Raw genomic sequence first — 25,690 nt, 5'->3', positions numbered from 1 at the left:
TCGAAGGTGACAGGGGTGGCGCGAGCTGGCAGGCTCTCTTCACGGCCCTAGACCACCGTTAAGAGTAGACATGCACCTTGCTGAGATCGACAGACTGGCCCATGCACATGGGCTGCACATCATGGGCACGGCTCTTCACAAAGGCGCGGTTGTTCTGCTGGGCACGGCCCCCGATTTCTGGCCGATCTTCAGCGCCTCTGCGGAAGCCCAAGATGGCTTGCCTGACCCGATGGACCGCTGGTCCAAACGTGTGATCGGGGCCATCGCCCAAACGCTTGGAGCGACCGCACAGTTTCCTTCAGACGGCCCGCCCTTTCCCCCCTTCATCCGCTGGGCCTTTGACAGCAATCGCTTTTTCCAGAGCCCTGTCGGCATGCTCGTGCATGACACGGCTGGCATGATGATCTCGCTGCGCGGCGCTCTGCTGTTTGAGGCAACTTTGCCAGACACCACGCCAGTGCTGCAATCCTCCCCCTGCGCCCAATGCCCGGCGCCCTGCACAACCGCCTGCCCAGTCAATGCGCTCCGCGCCGACGCGGCCTATGATGTCGAAAAATGCCACAGCTTTCTGGATACAGAAGCAGGCCAATCCTGCATGACGCGCGGCTGCATCGCCCGGCGCGCCTGTCCGCTGTCTGAGGGCGCAGGCCGCAGCGACGCGCAATCCGCCTTTCACATGAGGGCCTTTCATCCATGAGCCGCATATTGATCCTGATGCGCCACGCCAAATCAAGTTGGTCAGATCCTTGGCAGGCGGATCATGCCCGCCCCCTGAACAAGCGCGGCCGCGCTTCTGCCAAAGCCCTGGGAGGATGGATGAAAGACAACGCCCTTCTGCCAGACGAGGTGCTCTGCTCCACATCAGAACGCACCCGCGAAACCCTTGATCGCCTCGCCCTGACACCTGATACCGCGCCCCGCTTCGAAGAGCGCCTCTACCTCGCCGCCCCAAACACGATGTGGCAGTTACTGAAATCCGCCACCGGCAGCACGGTGCTGATGATCGGACACAATCCGGGCATCGCCAGCTTCGCGGCAGAGCTTGCATCAAAGCCCCCACAACATCCCCGCTTTCAGGATTACCCAACCGGCGCGACGACGGTGTTTCACTTTGATTGTACCCACTGGCAAGAGATCCAACCACACACGGGACAGATCCAAGCCTTTGCCCTCCCTCGCGAGCTGCTGGCATGAGATCTGGTAAAAGGAAAAAGCCGCGATGCATCCATCGCGGCTTTTGTCTTTTCATATATCGCCGTAAGCGCCTCAGTGGCCGAGGATCTGGCTGAGGAACAGCTTGGTCCGGTCGCTCTTGGGATTGTTGAAGAACTCTTCCGGCTCGTTCTGTTCCACGATCTGCCCCTGATCCATAAAGATCACACGGTTCGCCACCTGACGGGCAAAGCCCATTTCGTGGGTCACACAGAGCATGGTCATGCCCTCTTCGGCGAGTTCGATCATTGTGTCGAGCACCTCTTTGATCATCTCCGGGTCAAGGGCAGAGGTCGGCTCGTCAAACAGCATAATGCGCGGCTTCATGCACAGCGACCGCGCGATCGCCACACGCTGCTGCTGACCACCGGAAAGCTGGCCCGGATACTTCAGAGCCTGATCCGGAATTTTCACCTTCTCAAGGAAGTGCATCGCAATTTCTTCGGCTTCCTTCTTGGGTGTTTTCCGCACCCAAATCGGCGCCAGCGTACAGTTTTCCAAAATCGTCAGATGCGGGAAGAGGTTAAAGTGCTGAAAGCACATGCCAACTTCTGAGCGGATCTTATCGATGTTTTTCAGATCGCTGGTCAGCTCAGTACCATCCACGACGATATCGCCCGACTGGTGTTCTTCCAGACGGTTGATACAGCGGATCAGCGTGGATTTGCCGGAGCCAGACGGCCCCGCAATCACAATACGCTCACCTTCATTGACGGTCAGGTTGATGTCGCGCAACACGTGGAACGACCCGTACCACTTGTTCATGTTAGAGATTTGGATCGCAACCTGATCGCTCACCTGCATTTTGGAGCGGTCGATTGCGCGGTCAGACATAAGTTCAGACATAGGTGAACTCCTTCTTAGTGGCCTTTGTGCAGCTTGCGCTCAAGCCACTGGGAATATTGAGAAATGCCGTAGCAGACGACAAAGAACAGAAGCGCGGCAAATCCGAAAAGCTCCCAATACACGCCGTTCCACTCAGTGGAGGCGAGGATGGGGCCACGGATCATACCAATCAGATCAAACATGGAGATCACCGACACGAGCGTCGTATCCTTGAACAGGCCAACGGCCACGTTCACGATGCCCGGAATGGAAATCTTCAACGCTTGTGGCAGAATGATCAGCCGCATGGCTTGTGGGTAATCCAGACCAAGGCTGTCTGCGGCCTCATATTGTCCTTTCGGAAGCGCTGCGAGCCCGCCGCGGATCACCTCAGCGATATAAGCTGCGGAGAACATGGTGATCATAATCACCACACGCAGGAACAGATCGACTGTGCTCTCTGGTGGGAAGAAATAGGCCAGCATCACCGAAGCCACAAACAGCAGTGTGATCAGAGGCACACCACGAATGAACTCGATAAAGACCACGCAGATCCCCTTGATCAGAGGCATGTCTGACTGGCGCCCCAGCGCAAGCGCAATGCCCAGCGGAATGGACAGCGACACACAGGTCACCCCCAGCATCAGGTTCAACATGAACCCACCAAGATCACGCGATGGCACCGCAGGCAAAGAAACAGGCAATGCCCAATCCAAAAACTCTTGTGGGTACTGTATTAGGGGAAACACGTTACTCAACAGAAACGCAGATTGTGTTTCCTCTCCCCCAACAACGACCGAGGTCCGAAAGGTCACATCTACAACAATTGGCTCAACCGTGAACAAACTCAGCATAGTCCCGGCCAACGACAAAAGCCATGAAAGTGGGTTCATCAGGAGAACAATGACAACGCCAACGAAAGCGAAAGCGCTCATTGCGAAACTCTCTTTTGCCAATACAGCATAAGCGGAATAGGCCAGAGCTAAGGCCACAAAAACGGTCACCGGTACCCACATGCTCCCCCCCCAAATCAGCCAAAAGGCCACAAAGGGATAGACAGCGGTGACGATCAGTAATTTGCGCGGCAGATCAAAGAACAGCACAGGCGCAATCGCCACCAGCATCAGCACAAAGGCCAGATTCGGGCGCCAATAGGCGTCAGCCGGATATTTGAAACCGTAAATCAGCTGATGCCACCGCTCGGTCAGAACAGAAAAACACGCCCCCGTTTTGCCCTGCAAAACCTCGCGACATTCCGACAGAGAGCTGGTTGTCCAGATCCCGTTGAAAATCCACGGCAGGGTCGCCGCCAGCACCAGATAGATCAGATACAGCGCCACAACGGTCAGCACACCATTGGTCACGCTGGAAAACAGGTTTTCGCGCAGCCATTTGACCACACCCGTTTCGCGCGCAGGCGGCGGGCTTTGTGGGATCACTTCTGTGGCGACAAAAGCGACAGAGTTGTTTTGAGAGTCAGACATGTCTCAGCGCTCCTTCAGTTTCACAGAAGAATTGTAGATGTTCATCGCCATCGAAATCAGCAGAGAGGCCGTGAGATAGAACAGCATCAGCAAAAGCACACACTCAATGGCGCGCCCCGTTTGGTTGAGCGTGATGCCCCCCAAAGTCGCCGTGATATCCGCATAGCCCACCAGAATGGCCAGAGAGGTATTCTTGGTGATGTTGAGATAGTTGGAAATCAACGGCGGAATGATCACACGCAGTGCCTGTGGCAAGATCACGAGGTTCATCACGCGATTGGCACGCAAACCCAAAGCGGCAGCCGCCTCGGTCTGGCCTTTAGAAACCGCCTGAATACCCGCACGGACGTTCTCGGCGATGAAGGCACCGGTGTAGATCGACAACGCGAACCACAGCGCGATCAATGGACCACCAATCTTGATACCGCCCTTAAAGTTGAAGCCCTTCAGCGCGGGGATTTCCCAAGACAGGCCCATAATCACCATGAGCAGCACAAATGGCACCAGCCAAATTGCCAGCTTGATCCACAATGTGTTTGGTCGCTGCCCTGTCATCTCCTGTTTCTGGTTCGCCCAGCGGGTCACGCTCCGGGCACCAATCCAGGAGCCGATCAAACCCGCGATGACCAGAAGCCAATTCAGTGTTGGGTTGCCAAAAATGCCGCTCTCAAACCAAGGCATGGGAATGTAGATCCCACGGTTGGTGAACGCGAACATGTCAAACAGCATGCTTGAGGTGGCGTTATCCCCGCGGAAGGCGCGCGGCCCCGGCATCACCGATGTCATGATCGTGTAGATAATCAAAATCCAGATCAGCACAGGAATGTTGCGGAAGATTTCGACGTAAAACGCCATCACCTTGGACACAAGCCAGTTGTTGGACAGACGCAGCACACCGGCGATCACGCCAAACACCGTTGCCGTGACACAAGCCAAAAAGGCGACCAGCAGCGTGTTCAAAATTCCAACAAGCGCAGCGCGCGCATGTGAAGATTGGCTGTCGTACTCTATCAATCTCTGGTTAATGTCATACCCTGCAGGGTCAGACATGAAGTTCAAAGAAATGTTGAGACCAGCAGCACGCAGGTTCTGAGCCAGGTTGCCCCCCAGTTCCCAGATCGCAAGCGCAAGCACAATCGCTGCGATCGCCTGAAAAGTGAGGCTGCGATACCGGGTGTCATTGAGGAGCATAGATAGCCGGAACGACTCCCTAGGAGGGTCGGTCAAATTGGTCATATAGGATCTTCCCCGTTCGTCGGCCTTTTTATGCGACGTCTCAATGCGCCATGGCCGATTATTGTTGTTGGGTCATAAAAGCGAAAAGGGCGCGGAGTGTCCCGCGCCCTTTCCGTGATGTGTTTAGCGGAAGGGCGGGGAGTAGATCAGGCCGCCATCTGTCCACTGAGCGTTCAGGCCACGGGCCAGACCGATCGGAGTGGATTCACCGATGTTGCCTTCAAACAGCTCACCGTAGTTGCCGCCAGCCATGATGGCTTTCTTCGCCCAGTCAGCGTCCAGACCCAGCATCTCACCCAGAGTGCCTTCGGTGCCCAGCAGACGGTTCACTTCAGGGTTGTTGGTGCCTGCGGCCATCTCACCGATGTTCGCGGAAGTCACACCCAGTTCTTCTGCAGTAATCAGAGCATTCAGAGACCAGCGTACCACGTCACCCCAGTTGTCGTCGCCATGACGTACCAGCGGGCCGAGAGGCTCTTTGGAGATGATTTCTGGCAGCAGGATATGCGCCGATGGATCTTCGAAAGTCGCACGTGTCGCCGCAAGGCCGGATGCGTCGGTGGTATACACGTCACATGCGCCAGACAGGTACTGCTGCTGAGATTCAGCGTTGGTTTCTACTGGTACCGGCTCATAGCTGATGTTGTTGGAGCGGAAGAAGTCCGCCAGGTTCAGCTCTGTGGTGGTGCCGGTCTGGATACATACGGTCGCGCCGTCCAGTTCCTTCGCGGAGGACACGCCCAGCTCTTTTGGCACCATGAAGCCCTGACCGTCATAGTAGTTCACGCCAACGAAGGTGAACTTCAGGTCAACGTCGCGGCTAAAGGTCCAGGTGGTGTTGCGGGCCAGCATGTCAATCTCGCCGGAGGCCAGCGCAGTGAAGCGGGTCTTACCGGTGGTTGGAACAAACTCAACCGCTTTTGGGTCTCCCAGCACAGCAGCAGCAACCGCGCGGCAGATGCCGACATCAAAGCCGCCCCACTCGCCATTGGCGTCAGGTGCTGCAAAGCCAACCAGACCGGTGGTCACACCACAGTTCAGCTTGCCGCGTGCTTTCACGTCATCCAGCGTGCCAGCGGCAGCTGCACCGGCCGCCAGGCCCGCGACAGTCAACGCACCAAAAACTACGGATTTTTTCATTTTTACCTCTTCCTGTTTACCCACCCTTTGAAGGTGGTTTTAGGCCACTCCCGGCCGTAGATAGATGCTCAGAGACAACACCCCCCTCACATCAAGGGCAGTGTGATCCCATTCATCGCCAAACGTCAAGAGGCCCATCACGGAATACAATCAATGCCGCCTCAAAAGGCCTGAGCACGCTTCCGGGCACAATGTTTGATTAGGTTTTGGCCATTTTGAAAAAGGCATAAGCATTTGTGAATGCTTCGAATTTCTTACCTGCCTCAACCGCAGCCTCTTCGTCGCGACCCCACTGCTCTTCTTGCCAGCGCTCATCCACACGCGACAGCTCCCAAAGCGCGTCAATATCCATAAAATCACGGGCTGCAGCGAATCCGAGGATCAGCGAACCGGAGATCCCCACGAGATCGTGAAAGGCCGCGAGTTCAAAGTTATCAAAGCCATGCACCTCTTGGCGCAACAGCTCCAGCGCACCTTCGTCTTGGGGTTGAAACATCACCCCAGCAACAGAGGTCAACTGCGCGCCCAGTTCTTCTGCGGCCCAGAGCAAAAGCGGATCCCAGGCCTTCGCCTGTCGCGCAATCAATTCCGCCGGGGAGGTCGCGCGGTAGCACAACAGATCACTACCGCCATATTCGGCCAACATATCAGCAACTTCCGCATGCTGGACGGCAACTTTGTCAATCGCTGCGTTGGCTGCGCGTGTCACCGGCATCGTCGTTGGGTCAATCTCGCCCTCTTGTGCCTCCCACTCCGCCGCCATGGCTTGCGCCATGGCCTCGGTTGGCACAACCAACGCCGCTTTGGCGGGGGTTTTCACCGCGCGCCCATCAAGGAAAACGCCGAAGCCTCCGTCAACCGCCTGCCAGCTGGTCTCTTTCCAAAACCGTTTCTTTGCCCAACCGCTCATCAGTGATGCTCCCAAATGCCCGTCAATGTGTCCTCAAGCTCTTGAAAGCTTGCCACAATTTTCTGTGCCGCGCGCAGCTCTGCGTTGGGGTGATAGCCCCAATCCACACCAATGCCCGTCACACCGGCCGCTGCTGCCATATCCATGTCATAACTGGTGTCGCCAATCATCACCGCGTCCTGCGTCGCAACACCAGCTTCCGCCAGCGCAGTCTCAATCATAGAGGGATGGGGTTTGGAAGGATGATCGTCTGACACCTGCGTGGTCACAAAAACTCCTTTCAGATCATGGCCCTCAATCAGCTTGTCCAGACCACGCCGGGATTTGCCAGTGGCCACGCCCAACACAACATCTTCGCGGGTATTCAAGCGCATCAACGTCTCGCGCGCGCCCTCAAAAAACGGAGAGGACTGCGCCACCCCCAAAGCCCCACGGCGCTGCATATAGCCCACCTTGTAGCCCTCAACCAAACGCGCCCGCAGATCCGGCGCCCCTTCGGGATAGAGCTTGAAGATCGCCGCATCCAACGACAGCCCGACAATGCCCAATGTCGCTTGCCGCGCAGGCGGTGTCAGCCCTTCCGCCGCAAAAGCCAGATCCATGGCTTCCACAATCAGACCCTGACTGTCCACCAACGTGCCATCGACATCAAAGATAACCAGTTTCAGCCGCATCTCATCACCTCATGCCCCCGCCGCGCAGCGCCCCTCAGAACCGCTGAGGTCGCACAACAAACGCCACCATCACCGCGTCTAGCGCAGGCTCTCAAACGGATCCTCCGCCGCCAGATCCTCGGTCCAGCCAAAGGTATCCCAGGTCAGCTTCATATGCTCAGGCAGGCCCGCGGTGACCGTCACCTCTTTGCGTGTCACCGGATGTTCAAAGGACATCGAGCGCGCATGCAGATGCAGCTTGTTGGAAATGATCCCGCCAAGCTTGGCCCCCCAGCCATCTCCAAGGTTCTCTTGCCCCGAACCACCATATTTGCCATCGCCCACAATCGGATGGCCAATTTCAGCCATATGGGCCCGCAACTGATGGGTGCGCCCGGTGATCGGTTCCATCGCAACCCAGGCCGCCCGCCCGGCCACACGGTAAAGCGTTGCATATTGCGTGATCGCCCGCTTGGCACCCGGTATGCGATCCACCTCACGCGGATGCACAGCAATCATCTTCTCGCCTTCGCCCCGCGCACCATGGCCAGCGGCCTTGACCAGACCATATTTTATCTCGCCCAGATAAGGCGTTGGGACACCTGCCACCACAGCCCAGTAGATTTTACGGGTCTGCTTGTGCCGGATCGCCTCGGTCAGCGCCTGCGCCACCGCCCGCGTGCGCGCCAGCAACAAAATCCCAGAGGTGTCCTTGTCCAGACGATGCACCAGACGCGGCTTCTCCTCACAGCCAAACCGCAGCGCCTCTGCAAGCCCATCCACATGACGGGTCTGTTTACTGCCCCCCTGCGTCGGCAGTCCCGGAGGTTTGTTGAGCGCAATGATCTGATCATCGCGATAGATCACACAGCTCTGGATCAGCTTTTCATCCGCAGCAGAGACCTTGGGCTTGGCAGGCATCGCTGGCTTCTCTCCCGGTGCCGGCAGAGGCGGCACCCGCACAGATTGCCCCTCCTGCACGCGGCTGTTGGCCTTGACCCGGCCTCCATCCACACGGATTTCGCCCTTGCGGCACATCTTTTCAATCTGCCCCTGCCCCACATGCGGAAAGCGCCGCTTGAACCACCGGTCCAACCGCTGGTCTCCTTCACCCACATCCACGGTCACAGTCTGTACTCGGCTCATGCCAAAATCCCTCGTGTCACAACCATCCCCAGCATCAGCGCGCCCACCGCGCCCGCCACGGACAGCCCTACATAGAGCATCGCAGTCCCATAGGCACCGCGCTCCATCAAAGTCACCGTTTCCAGCGAGAACGCCGAAAACGTCGTAAACCCGCCAAGCAGCCCGGTCATGATCAAAGGGGACAAATGCGTCAGCCCACGCTGTGCAGCCAGCACCACAAAAGCGCCCATCAGAAAAGAGCCCACCACATTCACCGTTACGATCGCCAGCGGAAACCCTTGCCAGAGCCCCTGCCCGACAAGCCGTATCACACCTATCCCGACAAGATAGCGCAACGCGGCGCCCAACGCACCGCCCAAGGCCACATATACAAGGTTCAAAATCATCCAGCGTCTCTGTGCGCTTTGCCCCGCAATGTCAAGAAAACCCCGGCTTCATTTGGCCTCAAATATCCCTGGGAGGAGGCACAGCACCGCTGTGCCGGAGGGGCTGCCCCCTCCTCAGCCCTGCCGCTTGCTGCGCAGTTTCGCGAAATACTCCATGCGCCGTTTCAGCTCGCGCTCATAGCCACGTTCCACCGGCGTATAGAGCACCGGGCGTTTGATCCCTTCCGGGAAATAGTTCTGCCCGGAAAACCCGTCTTCTGCGTCATGGTCATATTGATAGCCCTCGCCATAACCCTGATCCGCCATCAGAGAGGTCGGCGCGTTCAGAATATGTTTGGGCGGCGGCTCTGATCCGGTTTTCTTGGCCAAGGCCCGCGCCGCCTTATAGGCTGCATAGCCTGCGTTGGTCTTGGGAGCGAGCGCGAGATAAATCACAGCCTGCGCCAGCGCCAACTCGCCTTCCGGACTGCCCAGCCGCTCATAGGTCTCCCAGGCATTCAGACAGATCCCCTGCGCCTGCGGATCAGCCAAAGCGATATCTTCACAGGCCATACGGGTGATCCGCCGCGCCAGAAAGCGCGGATCTTCGCCCCCTTCCAGCATGCGCGCATACCAATAAAGCGCTGCCTCCGGGTCTGAGCCACGCACAGATTTATGCAATGCAGAAATCAGGTTGTAATGCTCATCGCCAGATTTGTCGTATTTCGCCGCCCGCCGCATCAGCCGCGTCGCCAGCGCATCGCTGTCGAGCTTCCCCGGCACCGACCAGGCCATGACCTGTTCAATCAGATTGAGCAAGGCACGGCCATCGCCATCCGCCATTTCCAAAAGCGCCTCGCGCGCCATGCCATCCAGTGGCAGCCCTTTGCCAACCTCTTGTTCCGCGCGCTGTGCGAGATGCTCCAGATCGGCCAGCGACAGCCGCTCCAGCACAAGAACCTGTGCACGAGAGAGCACCGCCGCATTCAACTCAAAAGACGGGTTCTCCGTTGTGGCCCCCACCAGAAGAATGGTGCCATCTTCCATATAGGGCAAAAACCCATCCTGCTGGGCTTTGTTGAAGCGGTGGATTTCATCCACAAACAACAGCGTGCCTTTGCCATTGGCACGCCGCAGCTTGGCCGCTTCAAAGACTTTGCGCAGCTCCGGCACACCGGTGAAAATCGCACTGATCTGCACAAAATGCAGATCCGTCTCATCCGCCAGCAGCCGGGCAATCGTGGTCTTCCCCACACCCGGCGGTCCCCAGAAAACCAGCGAGCTGAGCGAGCCTGACGACAGCATCACCCCCAAAGGCGCCTCCGCGCCCAGAACCTGCTGCTGGCCGATCACCTCTCCCAAAGCCTTTGGGCGCAGTCGATCGGCCAGCGGCCGGGGCGCTTCACCTTGTGCCGCCGCACCACTTTCCGCAGAGGGGCTATCAAACAGATCCGCCATACCGCCGGTCCTTACAGTCTAAACCGCATGACAACGCGCTGGGTGCCGCGCTGCACTTCCAAAGTCAGCCGCTTGCGCGCATCGCGCAGCGCTTTTTCGGCGTCTTTTGTTGTCATAATCGGCGTGCCGTCAATTTCACGCAGCACATCCCCAGGGCCAAGGCCCAGACGCGCGCCCACATCGCCGGGCGTCTCAACCACCACGCCTTCAAGGTTCAGCGGCAGACCAAATTCTCCCAGCACCGCCGGGTTGATATTGGACATCACCATCCCGGGAATAGCTGACCGCCGTCCAGTCTCCACCGTCTCCCGCGCAGGCGTGTCAGGCGCAACAGCCATATTCACCACCCGCGTTTGCACCTCGCCATCCCGCACCATGTCCACACTCACATCACTGCCAAGCCCTGCCACAGACATGCGAAAAATCATCTCCGCAGGCGTGTTCACCGGCAAACCATCGAGCGCCACAATCACATCACCCGGCTCCATTCCTGCGGCCAGAAAGGGACTCGCATCATGCAGCGCGGAGACCACAATGCCGCCCGCCCGCCGCAGGCCCAGCCCTTCGGCCATATCCGCATCCACGGGCTGACCAAACATGCCCGCCCAAGGCCGCTGAAAACTCTCAAAGCCGCTGCGAGCCTGCTCGACAAATTGCGCCACAAGCCGCGCGGGGATCGCAAAACCGATCCCATTCGAGCCACCGGAACGCGTCAGAATAGAGGTGTTGATGCCAATCAGATCACCGTTGACGTCAATCAGTGCGCCGCCAGAATTGCCCGGGTTGATCGCCGCATCGGTCTGAATGAAATAGCCACGCGCATTGCCCGTCGCCACGCCGGAGCGCGCCAGACCGGAGACAATCCCACTGGTCACGGTCTGCCCAACCCCAAAAGGGTTGCCAATCGCCATCACCAACTCGCCCACATCGACATTGTCGCTGTCACGCAATGTGAGAAACGGCAGGCCCTCCGCATCCTTCAGCTTCAGAATGGCCAGATCGCTCTCTTCATCCGACAACAGCACTTCGGCGGTGTATTCCGTCCGATCATTGAGCTGCACCCGAATATCCGTCGACATGCCCACCACATGATAGTTGGACACGACGATGCCATCCTCTGACAGGATCACACCAGAACCCAACGAGTTTTCCACTCGCGGCTGGCTATTGCCAAAGCCCCGGAAGAATTGGTCAAAAAACGGATCCCCTGTGAAGGGACTCTGACGCACCTGTACAATCTGCTTGGCAAAGATATTCACCACCGCCGGGGCCGCTTCTTTCACCAGAGGCGCAAACCCAAGGGAAATTTCCGCCTGTGATTGCGGAATTTTTGTCTCCGCCATCAGCGGTGTCGCCACCGCCAGAACACAGGCGATCAACGCAGAACGGATCATGCAAAGTCCTCTCTTTGGTCCAGCCTCAGATATGCGCAGCCGCTACCGTGATTGCAAGCGCGCTCCCGTCGCTGATCAAGGCAGAAAATCCGCGTCATATCCCTGAGCAGCCAGATCACCGCCCTGTGCAAGTATGGCCCCCAAGCGGCCAATCTCATCCGCACATTTGGCCCCCGCACCATTGCCGCCCGTTAACACCACACTGCGCTCAGACGCCGAATAGATCAAAGGCTTGCCAGATGGGCTGAAGGAGGTGACACAGCTGCCATGGCGCACACCGCGACAGGCCAATCCGGGCATCAGATCCTGCAATTGCGCAGCCAGCATTGCCGCCACAGCCGCATCGCCGCCTCCGCGGAACCAGTCCTTGAGTTCCGCAACCGTGTCCAGAGCATGATCCTCAGGATCCCCGCCAATTTTGAGATAGGTCTTCCCATCTGGGTAGAGCACAGGAGGCAACACATAGCTGTCCCGATCCGTGCCCGGTGGCACATAGACCAGCGATGGCATCTCTTGCAGCCGCCGCGCTTCTGCCGCATCGATCTCCAGAAAGGCTATGGTGCGCGCATAAGATGTGAGCGGCACAGGCGCGGGCAAAAGTGTTTCCGCTTTGGAGAACGCCCCGCAGGCGATCACCACCCGCGCGGCCTTGAAACGCGCACCATTGGCGCAGCACACCTCCACATGGGCCGCGCTCTCCTCCACTCCGACAGCTTCTGTCTGATGCCAAATCACCCCATTGGCCTGCGTCAGTGCAATTTCCGCGGCCACATGCGCGCGCGGATTGATCCAGCCGCCGTCGCGCTCGTAAAGCGCCCGCACCCCTTCTGGGAAGGAGAAAAACGGGAAGCGCGCCTTTAAACCCTCCCCCTGATAGCTTTCATACGCCGTGCCGAGGTCATCCGCCACGGCGACCGTCTCGCGTATAAAGGCGCTGCCCACACCCTGTTCAACGCCCGCCATCAAGGCCCCCACCGGATGGAACACTGGCTTTGCAGCCACGCCCTCCAACACCGAGTAGCGGCTCATAGCCGCATCGGCAAACCGCGCCCAATCCCGGTCGCTGGCCAGACGGCGCGTGATCCGCGCCTCATCATAGTGGCTGCCAAACACGCCGCTGTGGGTGGCGGCATCGGCGGGTTCAGCCGGGCCAACCAACACAACATCCGCCCCCATCTCTGCCAGATGGCGCGCACAAGCACTGCCCCAGAGCCCCGCCCCGATCACGATCACATCACATGCCATGGTGCCATTCCCTTAAGTTGACGGCGCAACCATGGCGTGCTCTCGAAAAAAACGCCATGGGCAAACACAAATCCACAAACAAAAAGACCCCCGCCATTCTGGCAGGGGTCCAGGCATCTGGTTGATCCAGATGGAGATTATTCTTCGGCGGCGTCTTCCGCTGCCACGCGGGCCTTGTCGGCCGCGCCTTTTGCATCAACGTCACGATCCACAAATTCGATGATCGCCATCGGCGCCATGTCACCATAGCGGAAGCCGGCTTTCATGATGCGGATGTAACCACCTTTACGCTCTGCGTAGCGTGGGCCCAGAACGTCGAACAGTTTTGCAACATACTGATCTTCTTTCAGACGTGCAGCCGCCTGACGACGGGCGTGCAGGTCGCCACGCTTTGCGAGCGTGATCAGCTTTTCAACGATAGGGCGCAGTTCTTTTGCCTTAGGCAGGGTGGTTTTGATCTGTTCGTGTTCGATCAAGGAACCCGCCATGTTGGCAAACAGGGCTTTACGGTGTTCGTGAGTACGGTTCAGGCGGCGATAGCCACGAGCATGACGCATTTGATTTCTCCTAATTCGCGTTTTGCTTTGTCAGACCAGTGATGCGTGTCACCGGTTCACCTTGGGGCGGAAAGCCCAGTCTTCCCCGGCACCTCCGGGCATTTGTCTGTGAAGGTGCGCAATGAATGCGCACCTTTAGAAGTTGTCTTCGAACTTCTTGGCCAGATCTTCGATGTTGTCCGGTGGCCAATCCTCGACGTCCATGCCGAGGTGCAGCCCCATGCCGGACAGCACTTCTTTGATCTCGTTCAAAGACTTGCGTCCGAAGTTCGGGGTGCGCAGCATCTCTGCTTCGGTCTTCTGGATCAGATCGCCGATGTAGACAATGTTGTCGTTCTTCAGGCAGTTCGCAGAGCGTACAGACAGTTCCAGCTCGTCCACTTTCTTCAGCAGAAGCGGGTTGAACTCCAGACCATCATCTTCTTCCTGACGGCCCGCAGATTCTGGCTCATCAAAGTTCACGAAGATGGACAGCTGATCCTGCAGAATGCGCGCAGCAAAAGCCACGGCATCTTCTGGTGTGATGGAACCGTCGGTTTCCACTTTCATGGTCAGCTTGTCATAGTCCAGCACCTGACCTTCACGGGTCGGCTGCACGTCATAAGACACTTTCTTGACCGGGGAGTAGATCGCATCAATTGGCATCAGACCAATAGGCGCATCTTCCGGCTTGTTCTTGTCCGCAGAGACATAGCCCTTGCCGGTGTTCACGGTCAGCTCAACATAGAGGTCTGCGCCGTCATCCAGGTGACAGATCACATGCTCTTTGTTCAGCACTTCGATGCCTGCACTGTCAGAGATATCCGCAGCAGTGACTGCACCCGGACCTTTTGCATTGATGGACAGACGCTTAGGGCCTTCCACTTCCATGCGCAGGGACACGCCCTTCAGGTTCAGGATGATGTCGGTCACGTCTTCACGCACACCGGCAACAGACGAAAACTCATGCAGTACGTTGTCGATCTGAACGCTGGTGATGGCCGCGCCTTGCAGCGAGCTCATCAGAACGCGGCGCAGCGCGTTGCCCAATGTCAGACCAAAGCCACGCTCCAGCGGCTCTGCCACAACAGTGGCCTGGCGCGCAGGGTCGTTGCCCGGCTTTACTTCAAGCTGGGTCGGCTTGATCAGTTCTGCCCAATTCTTGTGGATCATGCGTCCCTCCATTCTTGTCTGGCTCCCATGTTCCAAATGAACCAGACGCCCGAGGTTTCAAAATGACGAAATGGGGCCGTGCAAAAACACGCGGCCCCAAAGGAATTCTGTGTCGCTTAGACGCGGCGGCGCTTTGGAGGGCGGCAGCCGTTGTGTGCGATCGGGGTCACGTCACGGATGGATGTGATGTTGAAACCGATTGCAGCCAGAGCGCGCAGCGCGGATTCACGGCCAGAACCTGGGCCCTGAACTTCCACTTCCAGCGTCTTCACACCGTGATCCTGCGCTTTTTTGCCTGCGTCTTCTGCAGCCATCTGAGCGGCATATGGGGTGGACTTACGGGAGCCCTTGAAACCCATGGAACCAGCAGAGGACCAGGAGATCGCATTGCCCTGAACGTCAGAGATCAGGATCTTGGTGTTGTTGAACGAGGAGTTCACATGCGCAACACCAGAAGCGATGTTCTTACGCTCTTTTTTCTTCGTACGAGTCTTATCGCGTGCCATTGATCAAACCCTCCCTTACTTCTTCTTGCCGGCGATCGGCTTCGCAGGACCTTTACGGGTGCGTGCGTTGGTGTGGGTACGCTGACCGCGGACCGGGAGGTTACGACGATGGCGCAGACCGCGGTAGCAGCCGAGATCCATCAGACGTTTGATGTTCATCTGCACTTCACGACGCAGGTCACCTTCAACGGTGTAGTTTGCATCAATGTGCTCGCGGATGGACAGAACTTCTGCGTCAGACAGTTCGTTCACACGACGGGTTGCGTCGATGTTCACGGATTCGCAGATTTCTTTGGCAGAGGCTGGACCAATGCCAGTGATATAAGTCAGGGCGATCGGGACCCGTTTGTGGGTCGGGATGTTTACGCCGGCAATACGTGCCACGTGTCACTTTCCTTTTCGTTGCGGTTCCGTCATTCCAGAACCTTTTTTCACAACGTAAGCCCGACGCATTTTTGCGGCCGGGCCTCAGCTGATCAGGTGATCTTGCAACATGGGTGCGACCCACGCGCAAAGACTTGATTCTCCGTTAAGAGATGAGGTGATTTATGGGGGTTTGAGAAGGGTGTCAAGTGACTTGCGTGATCCCGCTCTGCCTTTGTGGCGACAAGCTGCATTCCCTTCAAGACAACGCCTTCAGGCCCATCGTTTTTGTCCCGCCCCTTCTTAACAAAGTTCCCATTGCGATATCCAAAACTCCGGAGAAACCCAAACCATCGAAGCCCCCGCGCTCAATGGCGCTTAGCACCTTCAAATCTGCATCGCCTGCAACTGCCCCCCCAGCCGCTCGATCAAAGCTGTGTCCTGTCCGCCGATGATCACATAATCATGCAGACCATCCGTCCACTGCGCCGCGCTGAGCCCTTCAAGCTCCAGGGTCGCGATCTGATCTGACGGGGCTGTGGCCTCTTTCTTTTCGATGATGCAGAAGGCGATCGGCACCCCGGTTGGCGTGGCAAAGGCCAGTTGCACCAAAGGCCGCCCCTTGAAGCTCAGCACCTGGCCACGTTTGTAGGTGACATCCGCCAATCCCTCCAACTGCGCCAGATCAATGTCTTTGCCCACCGCATCAGACACACGCGCCAACTCGCTGCGCAGGACCTCCTGCGGCTGATCAATGGCCGCAAGCGTCGCCGGGCTGTAGAGCGCCTGATAGGCCGCCACATAGGCCATCCAGCCTTTGGGCGCATCCGCCCCCTGCTGCCAGTGCCCCGCACCGAAGCCAACCACCAGCGCCACACAGGCCGCCGCCACCGTTCCCCACACAGGCACAGCCGCCGCGGCGGCGCGCCCGCGCGCAGGGGCTGCTTCAGGCATGGTAAAAACGGGCGGTTCCAGCAACGCGAAGCTGTCCTTCAGGGCCTCTACATCCAACCGCAGATGATCAAGCCGCCGCCGCACATCTGCCTCCCGACGCAAGCCCGCCTCAATACGGCCAATGGTTGCCGGATCCGCCTCCCCATCCAGATAGGCAACCAGATCTTCATCAGAGATCATTTTATTTTGCATCGCTCACACCTTCTTGGTCGCGAAACTTTTGGCTCAAACGCCCTCGCGCGGTGGCAAGGCGGCTCATAACGGTGGCCAGCGGAATCTCCAGAAGCTCCGCTGCCTCCTTATAGGAATAGCCCTCGATATAGACCAAAAACACGGTCTCTCGTTGGGCTTCCGGAAGGTCAAGCACCGCTTTGAGCACTTCCCGCCGGTCATAATCACGCTCCGGATTTTGCCCAGGATCTGCGATCTCTTCGGCATCAACCACCGACAGACCACCCTGCTTACGCACCTGCGCCTTGCGCAGTTCACTTACCCAGAGATTCCGCGTGATCCGAAAAACCCATCGGTCCAAATGTGTGCCCGCTTGAAACTGACGCGCGCGCTCCATCGCCCGCAGGCAGGCCGCCTGCGCCAGATCATCTGCACCATCCCGCGTCCCTGACAGGGAATAGGCATAGCGCCAAACACGCGGAAAAATCTGGGGCAAGCCCGCCTCAACCTCACCTTGAGCTGAGCGCCGCTTCCATGGGGTCAACATCTAGAGTGTCACCTGACTGTTTGCTTTACTGTTCGCTCTGCTCACTCTGCAAATAGGCCAGGAGATCGTCAATCTGATCTTGCTTTTTCAATCCAGGAAACGCCATCGACGTGCCTGGCACAAATGCCTTGGGCTTACTCAGAAAGGCGGAAAGTGCCTCATCGTCCCAGACAATGCCTGCCTCCTGAAGCGCACTGGAGTAGCGAAAGCCTTCTACTGCGCCTGCCTCAGCCCCCAAAACACCATACAATGTCGGACCCACTTTGTTCTGCCCTTCTTTAAGGCTGTGACAGGCTTTGCATTTCTTGAAAACCTTCTTTCCCGCCTTGGCATCCCCCTCCGCGAAAGCCATGCCCCCGCCCAGTGTCAGAACCAAAGCCACCATGGCCGTCTTGTGCATTTCCAAATTCTCCTTGCGAAAGGCGCGTGGCAAAGGCCCCGCGCCCGTGGCTCAGTAGCTCAGCGGCTTATTTCTCAAAAACCATGCGAACGGTCACCGGTGTCACCCGCGTGATGCTGTCCAGGCTTGCCAGCTCCTTAAGTTTGTCCACACCCGCAGTGATGCCCAAATCTTCGGTGGAGAGCATGATCATATTTGCGGTGGTCACCAGCACGCGATCTTCAGCAATGCGCGCCACAAACATCTCCGCCTCCACATCGGCTTCTACGCCAACAAGGCTCAGCACCCCTTCAAAATCCACAACAGTGGTGTCGCCGACCTTCAGGTCATGAACTTCGTCGAAATCGATTTCACCATTAAGCTGCGCCTTAGCATCCGCAGCCTTGAACACATGCTCAATCATGCGCTCGTTGCGGATATCAATGTTGGTTTCAATGGAAGACAGCGCAATGGACACAGCCACTTCACCCTTCTCATTCACCTTGCCGGTCACCCCGTCAAAAGTGTGCACTTCGCCAAATTCATTGCCTTTGATCGAGCCAAAAGCGATCACGCTTTCCGCCTCCACAGCCGACCATTTTTCGTGACCACCCGCCAGTACCGGGCTGGCCAACATCATCATCGCTGCAACTGTTTTCACTAGGGTCTTCATTTCGTCCTCCTGTTCTAGGCGAAATTGCCTATTCAAGAGGGTAACGCGCCCCCGCCGAAAACTATTCAAAAGTTTTTCAACTTTTTTGCCGTGCAACGAAACCGCCGCTATCTCGGCAAAAGCAAAAAAGCCCCCGGCATGACCGAGGGCTTTTAAAATTCAGAACTGCCGGTCTTATCCGAGAATGGCAGAGATCGAGGCTTCCACCTCATCCATTGAGGCCAGACCGTCAATCGCGGTCAGATTGCCTTTGGCATGGTAATAGCCAATCAGCGGAGAGGTCTGCTTATAATACGCCATCAAGCGCACTTTCAGGCTCTCCTCATTGTCATCAGCCCGGGCGGTACCACCTGCTGCAACCGCCTCTTTGGCGCGGTTGACGATGCGGTCCACAAGAACCTCATCATCCACCTGCATTTCAATCACGGCATCCAGTGTTTCGCCACAGTCTTCCAGCAACGCAGCCAGCGCATCTGCCTGAGCCAACGTCCGGGGGAAACCATCAAAAATGAAGCCTCCCTTCTTGTCACCTTCAAGCTGTTCCCGGATCAGGCCGATCACGATCTCGTCGGTGACAAGCTCGCCACGGTCCATGACCTCAGCGACCTTTTTGCCCATTTCCGTACCCGAAGTCTTTGCCGCACGCAGCATGTCTCCGGTGGACAGTTGGATCATGTCACGCTTCTCAACGAGACGGCCAGCCTGAGTTCCTTTACCGGCGCCGGGTGGGCCAAGCAGAATAATGTTCATCGACGAGAAGCTCCCTTACGTGCGCCGCGCTTTTTACCTTTGCCGCGCAGCTGCGATTTTTCGATCAGCCCCTCATACTGATGGGCCAGCAGATGGTTCTGCACCTGTTGAATGGTGTCCATGGTCACAGAAACCACAATCAGAACCGAGGTGCCGCCAAAATAGAAGGGGATCGCAAACTGACCACGCAGAACTTCCGGAAGGAGACAAACTGCCGCAAGGTACATGGACCCCAGCACCAGAATGCGGTTCACCACATATTCAAGGTATTCGGCGGTGCGCTTACCAGGGCGGATGCCAGGCACAAAGCCGTTCTGGTTTTTCAGATTGTCGGCCACTTCATCAGGCTTGAAGCTCACGTTGAACGTATAAAAGTAAGCAAAGAAGACGATCATCGCCACGAAGAACAGCAGATAGAGCGGCTGACCGGGGCCAAAATAGGCCAGCAACGTGGACATGATCGGGCCAGTCTGGCTGCCGGAGAACGTCGAAATCGTGGTTGGCAGCAGCAGCAGAGAGCTTGCAAAGATCGCCGGGATCACGCCCGCCGGGTTCACTTTCACCGGCAGGTGAGAAGAGCCGCCGTCATAGACTTTCATACCCACCTGACGACGGGGGTACTGAATGTGGATCTTGCGCAGCGCCCGCTCCATGAAGACCACAAAGGCGATGGTGGCAATCACCATGACAATCACGGCCACAATCACAAATTCGCTGATCGCACCGGTACGGCCAGAAACAAAGAACTGTGCCAGAGCCGCTGGCAGTTCAGCCACGATGCCCACAAAGATGATCAGAGAGATGCCGTTGCCGATGCCGCGTGCGGTGATCTGCTCACCCAGCCACATCAGGAACATGGTGCCCCCCACCAGTGTCACGAGACAGCTGAAGCGGAAGAACATGCCCGGATCGGTCACCAGATCGCCAGCCTCAAGGCTCACCGCAAGGCCATAGGCCTGCAGCGTAGCCAGAAACACCGTACCGTAGCGGGTGTACTGGTTCATCTTCTTACGGCCCTGCTCACCCTCTTTCTTGAGCTGTTCAAGGGCGGGCACCATGGAGCCCAGAAGCTGAACAATAATGGAGGCCGAGATATATGGCATGATGCCCAGAGCAAAAATCCCCATACGGCCCAATGCGCCGCCGGTGAACATCGACAGAATACCGCCAATCCCTGCGCCTGCGCTCTCCATGAATTCACGAAGCGCCACACCATCGATGCCCGGAACCGGGATCCAGGTGCCAAGACGATAGACAATCAACAAACCCAAGGTGAAGAGGATGCGATTGCGCAGATCGGTGGCTTTTCCAAGCGCGGCCCAGCTGGTGTTGGCCGCCATTTGCTCTGCTGCAGATACCATGTAGGTTCTCTCTTAAACTGGAAACGCCGCCAGAACCGTTTTCCGGTTTGGCGGCGTTAGGAAAACTTGGAAGATTATGTAAGCGGGGAATGGCCCGCTCACAACCTCTTATTCAGCCGCTGGCGCGGTTTTGACCGTCAGAGAGCCGCCTGCTTTTTCGACAGCTTCAACGGCTGCTTTGGAGGCACCGGTCACTTCGATGTTCAGCTTTGCGGTCACTTCGCCTTTGGCCAGAACGCGGATGCCGTCCAGTTTACGACGGACCAGACCGGAAGAGATCAGCGCATCTTCGGTGATCGCTGCGGAAGCATCCAGTTTGTTGGCGTCGACGAATTTCTGGATCAGGCCCAGGTTTACAACAGCAAATGCCTTGCGGTTTGGCTTGTTGAAGCCACGCTTAGGCAGACGCTGGTACAATGGCATTTGGCCACCTTCGTAGCCGTTGATCGCCACACCCGAACGGGATTTCTGACCTTTGATACCACGGCCACCCATTTTACCTTTACCGGAACCGGGGCCACGGCCAACGCGCATGCGTTTCTTAGTTGCGCCAGGATTGTCGCGCAGTTCGTGCAGTTTCATATCGCTTCTCCTTGCCGGAACTGACCCACGAAGCGTTTCGGGCCAAACACGGCTTTTCTTGGTTTTGATTCTATGCAGCGCAGAACGCCACTGGGCGCGTATAGACGCTGGCCGCACGCTTTGCAATGTTGAAGATAACCTCGGCACCTGCCATCCACGACCGCCTCTCTCAAAACAAAACGCCTCTGCGATTTACAGAGGCGCTACGAGGCAACAGAAGTATGTTCGCGTGGGCCTTAGCCGTAAACATGCTCTTGTGCGATGAAATGGATGTCGTAGCGGCTGATGCCGATGTCGTTTAACTCGCGATCAGAGAGCTGTCGCATTTCCCGAACCGTTTCATTGTATTTCCGGCGCAGTGTGCGGGCTTCTTTGAAACGCGCCAAAGCGGCCTCAATGCGGGCCACAAGGCTGAAAGAATTGGAATAGCTGGTCGTTACATGTGCCATGTATCTGGCTCCTTACGTCTGTGCCGAAACGTATTTTCCGGCGGTGTTTATGATGTCTCCTCTTTCATGCCCTACATAGGCAGTGACGTTATCGCTAACAAATGCTGGATCGGTCTGGCGGATATGCATTTAGGGCATAACGCCTTACCTTTTGGGATCCACTGGTCCTGAAAAGACAAAGGCCCCGGATAAGATCCGAGGCCATCATCAAGGGGGGAGTGAAGCTGCTGATGTTACTCAGCGTCGGCACCGCGACGGGCAACCACTTCAATATCGCCGCGGCTCAGGCCGATGTCGGCCAACTCGCGAGCAGTCAGTTTGTTCAGCTCTTTGACAGTGCGGGCGTAAGACGCCTGACGCTTTTGATTCAGTCGCCAGTTCTCAATCATACGGTTGATACGACCGACAAAATCAACGGCTTCGATGTGCAGAGATGGTGCATGTTGCATGAGTAATTTCCTTCAAATGCCGATGCGCCACTTCGGCTCTAGCGCGCGTTGCTGTTCATGCGCGTTCACATAGTGCCCAAATTTGCGGCCAGATAGACCCAAAACAGCATCTCGGATATGCACTTTGGGAATATCGCCGGAGGAGATGTAATTCATTCCATTTTGCGATGGCGTATTTTGCGGTGATCGACGTTTCCGCCACTACATGACGCACGCGCCAAGAACTGCTCAGGCGCGGGTAAATGAACCCTGAACAAAGCCCGTAAAATCCAACGAAAAACGCCCCCGGAAAATCCGAGGGCGTTTCTCATTTTCAAGGTCAAAAAGGCTTAGTCGCGCTCTTCGATGATCTCCACCATGTGGGAAACCTTGCGGATCATCCCACGGATCGCCGGAGTGTCTTCCAGCTCACGGGTGCGGTTCATCTTGTTCAGGCCCAGGCCCACCAGAGTGGCGCGCTGGTCTTGAGGACGACGGATCGGCGAACCGACCTGCTTAACTACGATGGTTTTTGCCATGTCTCGTTACTCCTTACTCTGCGGCTTCGGCAGGTGCTTCATCCTTGCGCAGGATGTCAGCAACTTTCTTGCCACGGCGAGCCGCAACCTGACGTGGGCTGGCTTCTTTTTTCAGCCCGTCAATGGTGGCGCGGATCATGTTGTATGGGTTCTGAGAACCGATGGATTTCGAAACAACGTCTTTGACGCCGAGCATTTCGAAAACGGCACGCATTGGACCACCGGCGATGATACCAGTACCTTCAGGTGCGGTACGCATAACCACTTTACCGGCGCCGTGACGGCCTTCCATATCGTGGTGCAAGGTACGACCTTCGCGCAGAGGCACGCGGATCATCTGACGCTTGGCTTGCTCGGTGGCTTTGCGGATGGCCTCAGGGACCTCTTTCGCTTTACCTTTACCGAAGCCTACACGGCCTTTTTGGTCACCAACAACAACCAGAGCTGCGAAGCCAAAGTTCTTACCACCTTTGGTGGTCTTGGAAACACGGTTGATCGCAACGAGACGATCGGCGAATTCCGGGGTTTCTTCTTCGCGATTGCGACCGCGGCCCCGGCGGTTTTCACGTTCTGCCATTTGGCATTCCTTTATCTACTGGCGCGTGGCGCCTGTTAATACCGATCCCAGTGAACCCCGACACACAGCCGGACTTCCCGGATCATCGGGGGGACAAACCACTGGCCTGTCCCCCACAAGTCTTAGACTTTCAGGCCACCTTCACGCGCAGCTTCGGCCAGAGCCTTCACTTTGCCGTGGAAGAGGAAGCCGCCGCGATCGAAGTATGCTTCGCTCACGCCCGCTTTGGTCGCACGTTCGGCAATCAAAGCACCCACTTTGGTAGCTGCTTCGACGTTGTTTTTGCCGACCAAACCCAGATCCTTTTCCAGGGTGGATGCGGATGCCACGGTCACGCCAGCACGGTCGTCGATCAGCTGAACGCTGATGTTCTTGTTGCTGCGGTGAACGGACAGGCGCAGTTTGGTGTCGCCATTGACCTTGCGAAGTTTGTTCCGGACGCGCAGGCGGCGCTTGAGGAACAGTTCCCGTTTGCTGTTTGCCATCTGTCTGGTCCTTACTTCTTCTTACCTTCCTTGCGGAAGATATATTCGTCTTTGTACTTGATGCCCTTGCCTTTATAAGGCTCCGGCTTACGCCATTCGCGGATGTTTGCCGCAACCTGGCCAACCAGCTGGCTGTCAGTACCTTCAACGATGATTTGAGTTGGCTTCGGCGCAGTCACAGTGATGCCTGCTGGAACTTCGAAGTTCACTTCGTGAGAGAGACCGAGCGACAGTTTCAGGGTGTTGCCCTGCATCTGCGCACGATAACCAACACCGTTGATTTCGAGTTCTTTTTTGAAACCGTTGGTCACGCCGGTCACCATGTTGGCAACCATAGTGCGGGACATGCCCCACTGCTGACGGGCGCGCTTGGATTTACCGCGAGGAGTCACAGAAACTGCGTTCTCTTCAACAGCAAGGGTCACGTCGTCAGTTGCGGTGAAGGACTGAGTGTCCTTCGGGCCTTTGATTTCGATGGTCTGGCCGGAGACAGAGGCAGTTACGCCGCTGGGCAGCTCGACCGGTTTTTTACCAATACGAGACATTGTCAGCTCTCCTTAGAAGACAGTGCAGAGCACTTCGCCGCCAACATTGTTGGAGCGTGCGCTTGCATCCGACATCACACCTTTGGAGGTGGAGACAATCGACACACCCAGGCCCTGACGGACGGTTGGGATGTCATTGACGCTCATGTACACGCGACGACCGGGCTTGGAGACCCGCTTCAGTTCGCGAATAACAGGAGTGCCTTCGTAGTACTTCAGGCTGATTTCGAAGGCCGCGTGGCCGTTCTCTTCAGTTGCTTCATACCCGCGGATGTAGCCTTCGTCGGCCAGCACATCCAGAACCCAGCCACGCAGCTTGGACGCCGGGGTGGAGACCACGGACTTGCCACGCATCTGACCGTTACGGATACGGGTCAGCATATCACCGATAGGATCGTTCATATCGTTCTCTCCTTACCAGCTGGACTTAACCATGCCAGGGATCTGACCAGCAGAACCCAGCTCGCGCAGCGCAATACGGCTGACCTTCAGCTTACGGTAGTAAGCGTGTGGACGGCCGGTGAGCTGGCAACGGTTGTGAAGACGGGTCGCCGAGCTGTTGCGCGGCAGTTTCGCCAGTTTCAGACGCGCTTTGAAACGCTCTTCCATTGGCTTGGACTCATCGTTTGCGATCTCTTTGAGCTCGGCGCGCTTAGCGGCGTATTTTGCCACCAGACGCTCGCGCTTCTTCTCGCGCTCGATCATTGCTTTTTTAGCCATGTCGTAATCCTCTCAGCCTTACGAAGTGAACGGCATGTTGAAATGCTTCAACAGGCTCTTCGCTTCGGCGTCGGTGTTAGCGTTGGTTGCGATGACGATATCCATGCCCCAGTTTTCGTCGACCTTATCAAAGTCGATTTCTGGGAACACGATGTGCTCTTTCAGACCGGTGGCGAAGTTGCCACGGCCGTCAAAGCTCGGCTTCACACCACGGAAGTCGCGGATGCGGGGCATCGCAACGGTGATCAGACGATCGAGGAATTCGTACATACGGTCGCCACGCAGGGTCACCTTGGCACCCATCGGCATGCCTTCACGTACACGGAAGCCAGCGATAGAGTTCTTTGCCACGGTGGTCAGAGCTTTCTGGCCTGCGATTGCAGTCAGGTCTGCCTGTGCCGACTTGGCTTTTTTGCTGTCCTTAACGGCTGCACGGCCACAGCCGATGTTCAGCACGATTTTTTCCAGCTTTGGGATCTGCATGTCGTTCTTGTAGCCGAACTCTTCTTTCAGAGCGGCGCGGATGGAATCCTTATAGAGCGACTTCAGACGTGGGGTGTAGTCTGCGGAATCAAGCATCGATCACGTCCCCTGTGGTCTTTGCAAAACGCACCTTCTTGTCACCTTCCATGCGGAAGCCAACGCGGGTTGGTTTGCCGTTTGCGTCCAGGAAAGCCAGGTTGGACAGTTCGATCGGCATCGCCTGAGGGATGCGGCCGCCCTGTGCGGTTTGGCTCTGTTTGGTGTGGCGGATGGCGATGTTGATGCCGTCCACGATGGCCTTACCGGCTTTGGGGTCAACAGAGGAGATGGTGCCCTCTTTGCCTTTGTCCTTACCGGCCAGAACGACGACCTTGTCGCCTTTTTTCAGCTTAGCAGCCATC

The 25,690-nt window shown here is 57.1% G+C and carries 35 protein-coding genes; 2 read left to right on the top strand and 33 right to left on the bottom strand.

What is annotated here, in order from left to right; translation table 11 throughout:
• Nucleotides 1-70: 70 nt before the first annotated feature.
• Nucleotides 71-697, top strand: coding sequence for a ferredoxin (locus J7382_RS04510; protein ID WP_209067504.1), 627 nt, complete (start codon nucleotides 71-73; stop codon nucleotides 695-697).
• Complete coding sequence (locus J7382_RS04505) at nucleotides 694-1,194, top strand: histidine phosphatase family protein (protein ID WP_209067500.1); 501 nt, start codon at nucleotides 694-696, stop codon at nucleotides 1,192-1,194. Before J7382_RS04510 ends, J7382_RS04505 begins: the two co-directional genes overlap by 4 nt.
• A 72-nt stretch (nucleotides 1,195-1,266) precedes the next feature.
• Here the strand turns inward: J7382_RS04505 and J7382_RS04500 are convergent, their stop codons facing one another.
• From J7382_RS04500 to rplX, 33 genes are all read right to left on the bottom strand, one after another.
• Nucleotides 1,267-2,058: an amino acid ABC transporter ATP-binding protein gene (locus J7382_RS04500; RefSeq protein ID WP_058238317.1), complete on the bottom strand. Its 792-nt coding sequence runs from the start codon at nucleotides 2,056-2,058 to the stop codon at nucleotides 1,267-1,269.
• Between the two features lie 14 nt (nucleotides 2,059-2,072).
• Nucleotides 2,073-3,521, bottom strand: coding sequence for an amino acid ABC transporter permease (locus J7382_RS19910; protein ID WP_247744795.1), 1,449 nt, complete (start codon nucleotides 3,519-3,521; stop codon nucleotides 2,073-2,075).
• A 3-nt stretch (nucleotides 3,522-3,524) separates the two neighbouring features.
• Complete coding sequence (locus J7382_RS04485) at nucleotides 3,525-4,757, bottom strand: ABC transporter permease subunit (RefSeq protein ID WP_209067496.1); 1,233 nt, start codon at nucleotides 4,755-4,757, stop codon at nucleotides 3,525-3,527.
• A 123-nt stretch (nucleotides 4,758-4,880) separates the two neighbouring features.
• Nucleotides 4,881-5,897 (bottom strand): amino acid ABC transporter substrate-binding protein, encoded by a 1,017-nt coding sequence (locus J7382_RS04480; protein ID WP_209067494.1) that lies wholly within the window; start codon nucleotides 5,895-5,897, stop codon nucleotides 4,881-4,883.
• A 199-nt stretch (nucleotides 5,898-6,096) separates the two neighbouring features.
• Entirely contained in the window at nucleotides 6,097-6,807 is a 711-nt protein-coding gene (locus J7382_RS04475; protein ID WP_209067492.1) for an ATP12 family protein, read from the bottom strand.
• On the bottom strand, nucleotides 6,807-7,481 hold the full coding sequence (locus tag J7382_RS04470) for an HAD-IA family hydrolase (RefSeq protein ID WP_209067490.1): 675 nt from the start codon (nucleotides 7,479-7,481) through the stop codon (nucleotides 6,807-6,809). The genes J7382_RS04475 and J7382_RS04470 overlap by 1 nt, the downstream gene beginning before the upstream one ends.
• A gap of 78 nt (nucleotides 7,482-7,559) precedes the next feature.
• The gene (locus J7382_RS04465) at nucleotides 7,560-8,606 is read right to left on the bottom strand and encodes an RluA family pseudouridine synthase (protein WP_209067489.1); all 1,047 of its coding nucleotides are present in this window, start codon (nucleotides 8,604-8,606) and stop codon (nucleotides 7,560-7,562) included.
• The gene (gene crcB / locus J7382_RS04460; RefSeq protein WP_209067487.1) at nucleotides 8,603-8,992 is read right to left on the bottom strand and encodes a fluoride efflux transporter CrcB; all 390 of its coding nucleotides are present in this window, start codon (nucleotides 8,990-8,992) and stop codon (nucleotides 8,603-8,605) included. Before crcB ends, J7382_RS04465 begins: the two co-directional genes overlap by 4 nt.
• 114 nt (nucleotides 8,993-9,106) lie before the next feature.
• Entirely contained in the window at nucleotides 9,107-10,429 is a 1,323-nt protein-coding gene (locus J7382_RS04455; RefSeq protein ID WP_209067484.1) for a replication-associated recombination protein A, read from the bottom strand.
• Between the two features lie 11 nt (nucleotides 10,430-10,440).
• Nucleotides 10,441-11,823, bottom strand: coding sequence for a trypsin-like peptidase domain-containing protein (locus tag J7382_RS04450; RefSeq protein ID WP_209067481.1), 1,383 nt, complete (start codon nucleotides 11,821-11,823; stop codon nucleotides 10,441-10,443).
• Between the two features lie 75 nt (nucleotides 11,824-11,898).
• A complete protein-coding gene (locus J7382_RS04445) occupies nucleotides 11,899-13,068 on the bottom strand; it encodes an FAD-binding oxidoreductase (RefSeq protein WP_209067478.1) in 1,170 nt (389 codons plus the stop codon).
• A gap of 137 nt (nucleotides 13,069-13,205) precedes the next feature.
• Nucleotides 13,206-13,625: a 50S ribosomal protein L17 gene (gene rplQ / locus J7382_RS04440; protein WP_058238307.1), complete on the bottom strand. Its 420-nt coding sequence runs from the start codon at nucleotides 13,623-13,625 to the stop codon at nucleotides 13,206-13,208.
• A 135-nt stretch (nucleotides 13,626-13,760) separates the two neighbouring features.
• A complete protein-coding gene (locus J7382_RS04435; protein ID WP_058238306.1) occupies nucleotides 13,761-14,777 on the bottom strand; it encodes a DNA-directed RNA polymerase subunit alpha in 1,017 nt (338 codons plus the stop codon).
• Nucleotides 14,778-14,893: 116 nt separating this feature from the next.
• Complete coding sequence (gene rpsK / locus J7382_RS04430; RefSeq protein WP_058238305.1) at nucleotides 14,894-15,283, bottom strand: 30S ribosomal protein S11; 390 nt, start codon at nucleotides 15,281-15,283, stop codon at nucleotides 14,894-14,896.
• Nucleotides 15,284-15,298: 15 nt separating this feature from the next.
• Nucleotides 15,299-15,667 carry a 30S ribosomal protein S13 gene (rpsM, locus tag J7382_RS04425; RefSeq protein ID WP_209067477.1) on the bottom strand — a complete coding sequence of 123 codons (369 nt, stop codon included), beginning with the start codon at nucleotides 15,665-15,667 and terminating at the stop codon, nucleotides 15,299-15,301.
• Nucleotides 15,668-16,033: 366 nt separating this feature from the next.
• The gene (locus tag J7382_RS04420) at nucleotides 16,034-16,792 is read right to left on the bottom strand and encodes a hypothetical protein (RefSeq protein ID WP_209067476.1); all 759 of its coding nucleotides are present in this window, start codon (nucleotides 16,790-16,792) and stop codon (nucleotides 16,034-16,036) included.
• Nucleotides 16,782-17,267: an RNA polymerase sigma factor gene (locus tag J7382_RS04415; RefSeq protein WP_247744794.1), complete on the bottom strand. Its 486-nt coding sequence runs from the start codon at nucleotides 17,265-17,267 to the stop codon at nucleotides 16,782-16,784. Before J7382_RS04415 ends, J7382_RS04420 begins: the two co-directional genes overlap by 11 nt.
• Nucleotides 17,268-17,343: 76 nt before the next feature.
• Nucleotides 17,344-17,718: a cytochrome c family protein gene (locus tag J7382_RS04410; protein WP_058238301.1), complete on the bottom strand. Its 375-nt coding sequence runs from the start codon at nucleotides 17,716-17,718 to the stop codon at nucleotides 17,344-17,346.
• Between the two features lie 67 nt (nucleotides 17,719-17,785).
• Nucleotides 17,786-18,370, bottom strand: a complete 585-nt coding sequence (locus J7382_RS04405; RefSeq protein ID WP_209067471.1) for a YceI family protein — start codon at nucleotides 18,368-18,370, stop codon at nucleotides 17,786-17,788.
• A 174-nt stretch (nucleotides 18,371-18,544) separates the two neighbouring features.
• On the bottom strand, nucleotides 18,545-19,120 hold the full coding sequence (locus J7382_RS04400; protein WP_209067470.1) for an adenylate kinase: 576 nt from the start codon (nucleotides 19,118-19,120) through the stop codon (nucleotides 18,545-18,547).
• Complete coding sequence (secY, locus tag J7382_RS04395; RefSeq protein ID WP_058238298.1) at nucleotides 19,117-20,481, bottom strand: preprotein translocase subunit SecY; 1,365 nt, start codon at nucleotides 20,479-20,481, stop codon at nucleotides 19,117-19,119. The genes J7382_RS04400 and secY overlap by 4 nt, the downstream gene beginning before the upstream one ends.
• Nucleotides 20,482-20,589: 108 nt before the next feature.
• Entirely contained in the window at nucleotides 20,590-21,063 is a 474-nt protein-coding gene (gene rplO, locus J7382_RS04390) for a 50S ribosomal protein L15 (protein WP_209067467.1), read from the bottom strand.
• Nucleotides 21,064-21,299: 236 nt separating this feature from the next.
• The gene (locus J7382_RS04385; RefSeq protein ID WP_209067464.1) at nucleotides 21,300-21,512 is read right to left on the bottom strand and encodes a DUF1127 domain-containing protein; all 213 of its coding nucleotides are present in this window, start codon (nucleotides 21,510-21,512) and stop codon (nucleotides 21,300-21,302) included.
• A gap of 233 nt (nucleotides 21,513-21,745) precedes the next feature.
• Nucleotides 21,746-21,961: a DUF1127 domain-containing protein gene (locus J7382_RS04380; protein WP_058238295.1), complete on the bottom strand. Its 216-nt coding sequence runs from the start codon at nucleotides 21,959-21,961 to the stop codon at nucleotides 21,746-21,748.
• A gap of 12 nt (nucleotides 21,962-21,973) precedes the next feature.
• Nucleotides 21,974-22,117 (bottom strand): hypothetical protein, encoded by a 144-nt coding sequence (locus J7382_RS04375; protein ID WP_209067461.1) that lies wholly within the window; start codon nucleotides 22,115-22,117, stop codon nucleotides 21,974-21,976.
• A gap of 173 nt (nucleotides 22,118-22,290) precedes the next feature.
• Nucleotides 22,291-22,479 (bottom strand): 50S ribosomal protein L30, encoded by a 189-nt coding sequence (gene rpmD, locus J7382_RS04370; protein ID WP_058238294.1) that lies wholly within the window; start codon nucleotides 22,477-22,479, stop codon nucleotides 22,291-22,293.
• A gap of 13 nt (nucleotides 22,480-22,492) precedes the next feature.
• Nucleotides 22,493-23,056 carry a 30S ribosomal protein S5 gene (gene rpsE / locus J7382_RS04365; RefSeq protein WP_093325872.1) on the bottom strand — a complete coding sequence of 188 codons (564 nt, stop codon included), beginning with the start codon at nucleotides 23,054-23,056 and terminating at the stop codon, nucleotides 22,493-22,495.
• Between the two features lie 122 nt (nucleotides 23,057-23,178).
• Entirely contained in the window at nucleotides 23,179-23,541 is a 363-nt protein-coding gene (rplR, locus tag J7382_RS04360; protein WP_209067460.1) for a 50S ribosomal protein L18, read from the bottom strand.
• Nucleotides 23,542-23,552: 11 nt separating this feature from the next.
• The gene (gene rplF / locus J7382_RS04355) at nucleotides 23,553-24,086 is read right to left on the bottom strand and encodes a 50S ribosomal protein L6 (RefSeq protein WP_209067459.1); all 534 of its coding nucleotides are present in this window, start codon (nucleotides 24,084-24,086) and stop codon (nucleotides 23,553-23,555) included.
• A 12-nt stretch (nucleotides 24,087-24,098) separates the two neighbouring features.
• Nucleotides 24,099-24,488 (bottom strand): 30S ribosomal protein S8, encoded by a 390-nt coding sequence (gene rpsH / locus J7382_RS04350; RefSeq protein WP_209067458.1) that lies wholly within the window; start codon nucleotides 24,486-24,488, stop codon nucleotides 24,099-24,101.
• Nucleotides 24,489-24,500: 12 nt separating this feature from the next.
• On the bottom strand, nucleotides 24,501-24,806 hold the full coding sequence (gene rpsN / locus J7382_RS04345; RefSeq protein WP_010437098.1) for a 30S ribosomal protein S14: 306 nt from the start codon (nucleotides 24,804-24,806) through the stop codon (nucleotides 24,501-24,503).
• A gap of 18 nt (nucleotides 24,807-24,824) precedes the next feature.
• Nucleotides 24,825-25,385: a 50S ribosomal protein L5 gene (gene rplE / locus J7382_RS04340; RefSeq protein ID WP_209067457.1), complete on the bottom strand. Its 561-nt coding sequence runs from the start codon at nucleotides 25,383-25,385 to the stop codon at nucleotides 24,825-24,827.
• Entirely contained in the window at nucleotides 25,378-25,689 is a 312-nt protein-coding gene (rplX, locus tag J7382_RS04335) for a 50S ribosomal protein L24 (protein WP_058238288.1), read from the bottom strand. The genes rplE and rplX overlap by 8 nt, the downstream gene beginning before the upstream one ends.
• Nucleotide 25,690 lies beyond the last annotated feature (1 nt).

This window comes from Shimia sp. R11_0 (assembly GCF_017744035.1).
Lineage (GTDB): Bacteria > Pseudomonadota > Alphaproteobacteria > Rhodobacterales > Rhodobacteraceae > Shimia > Shimia marina.
This window is presented reverse-complemented; position numbering and strand designations above follow the sequence as displayed.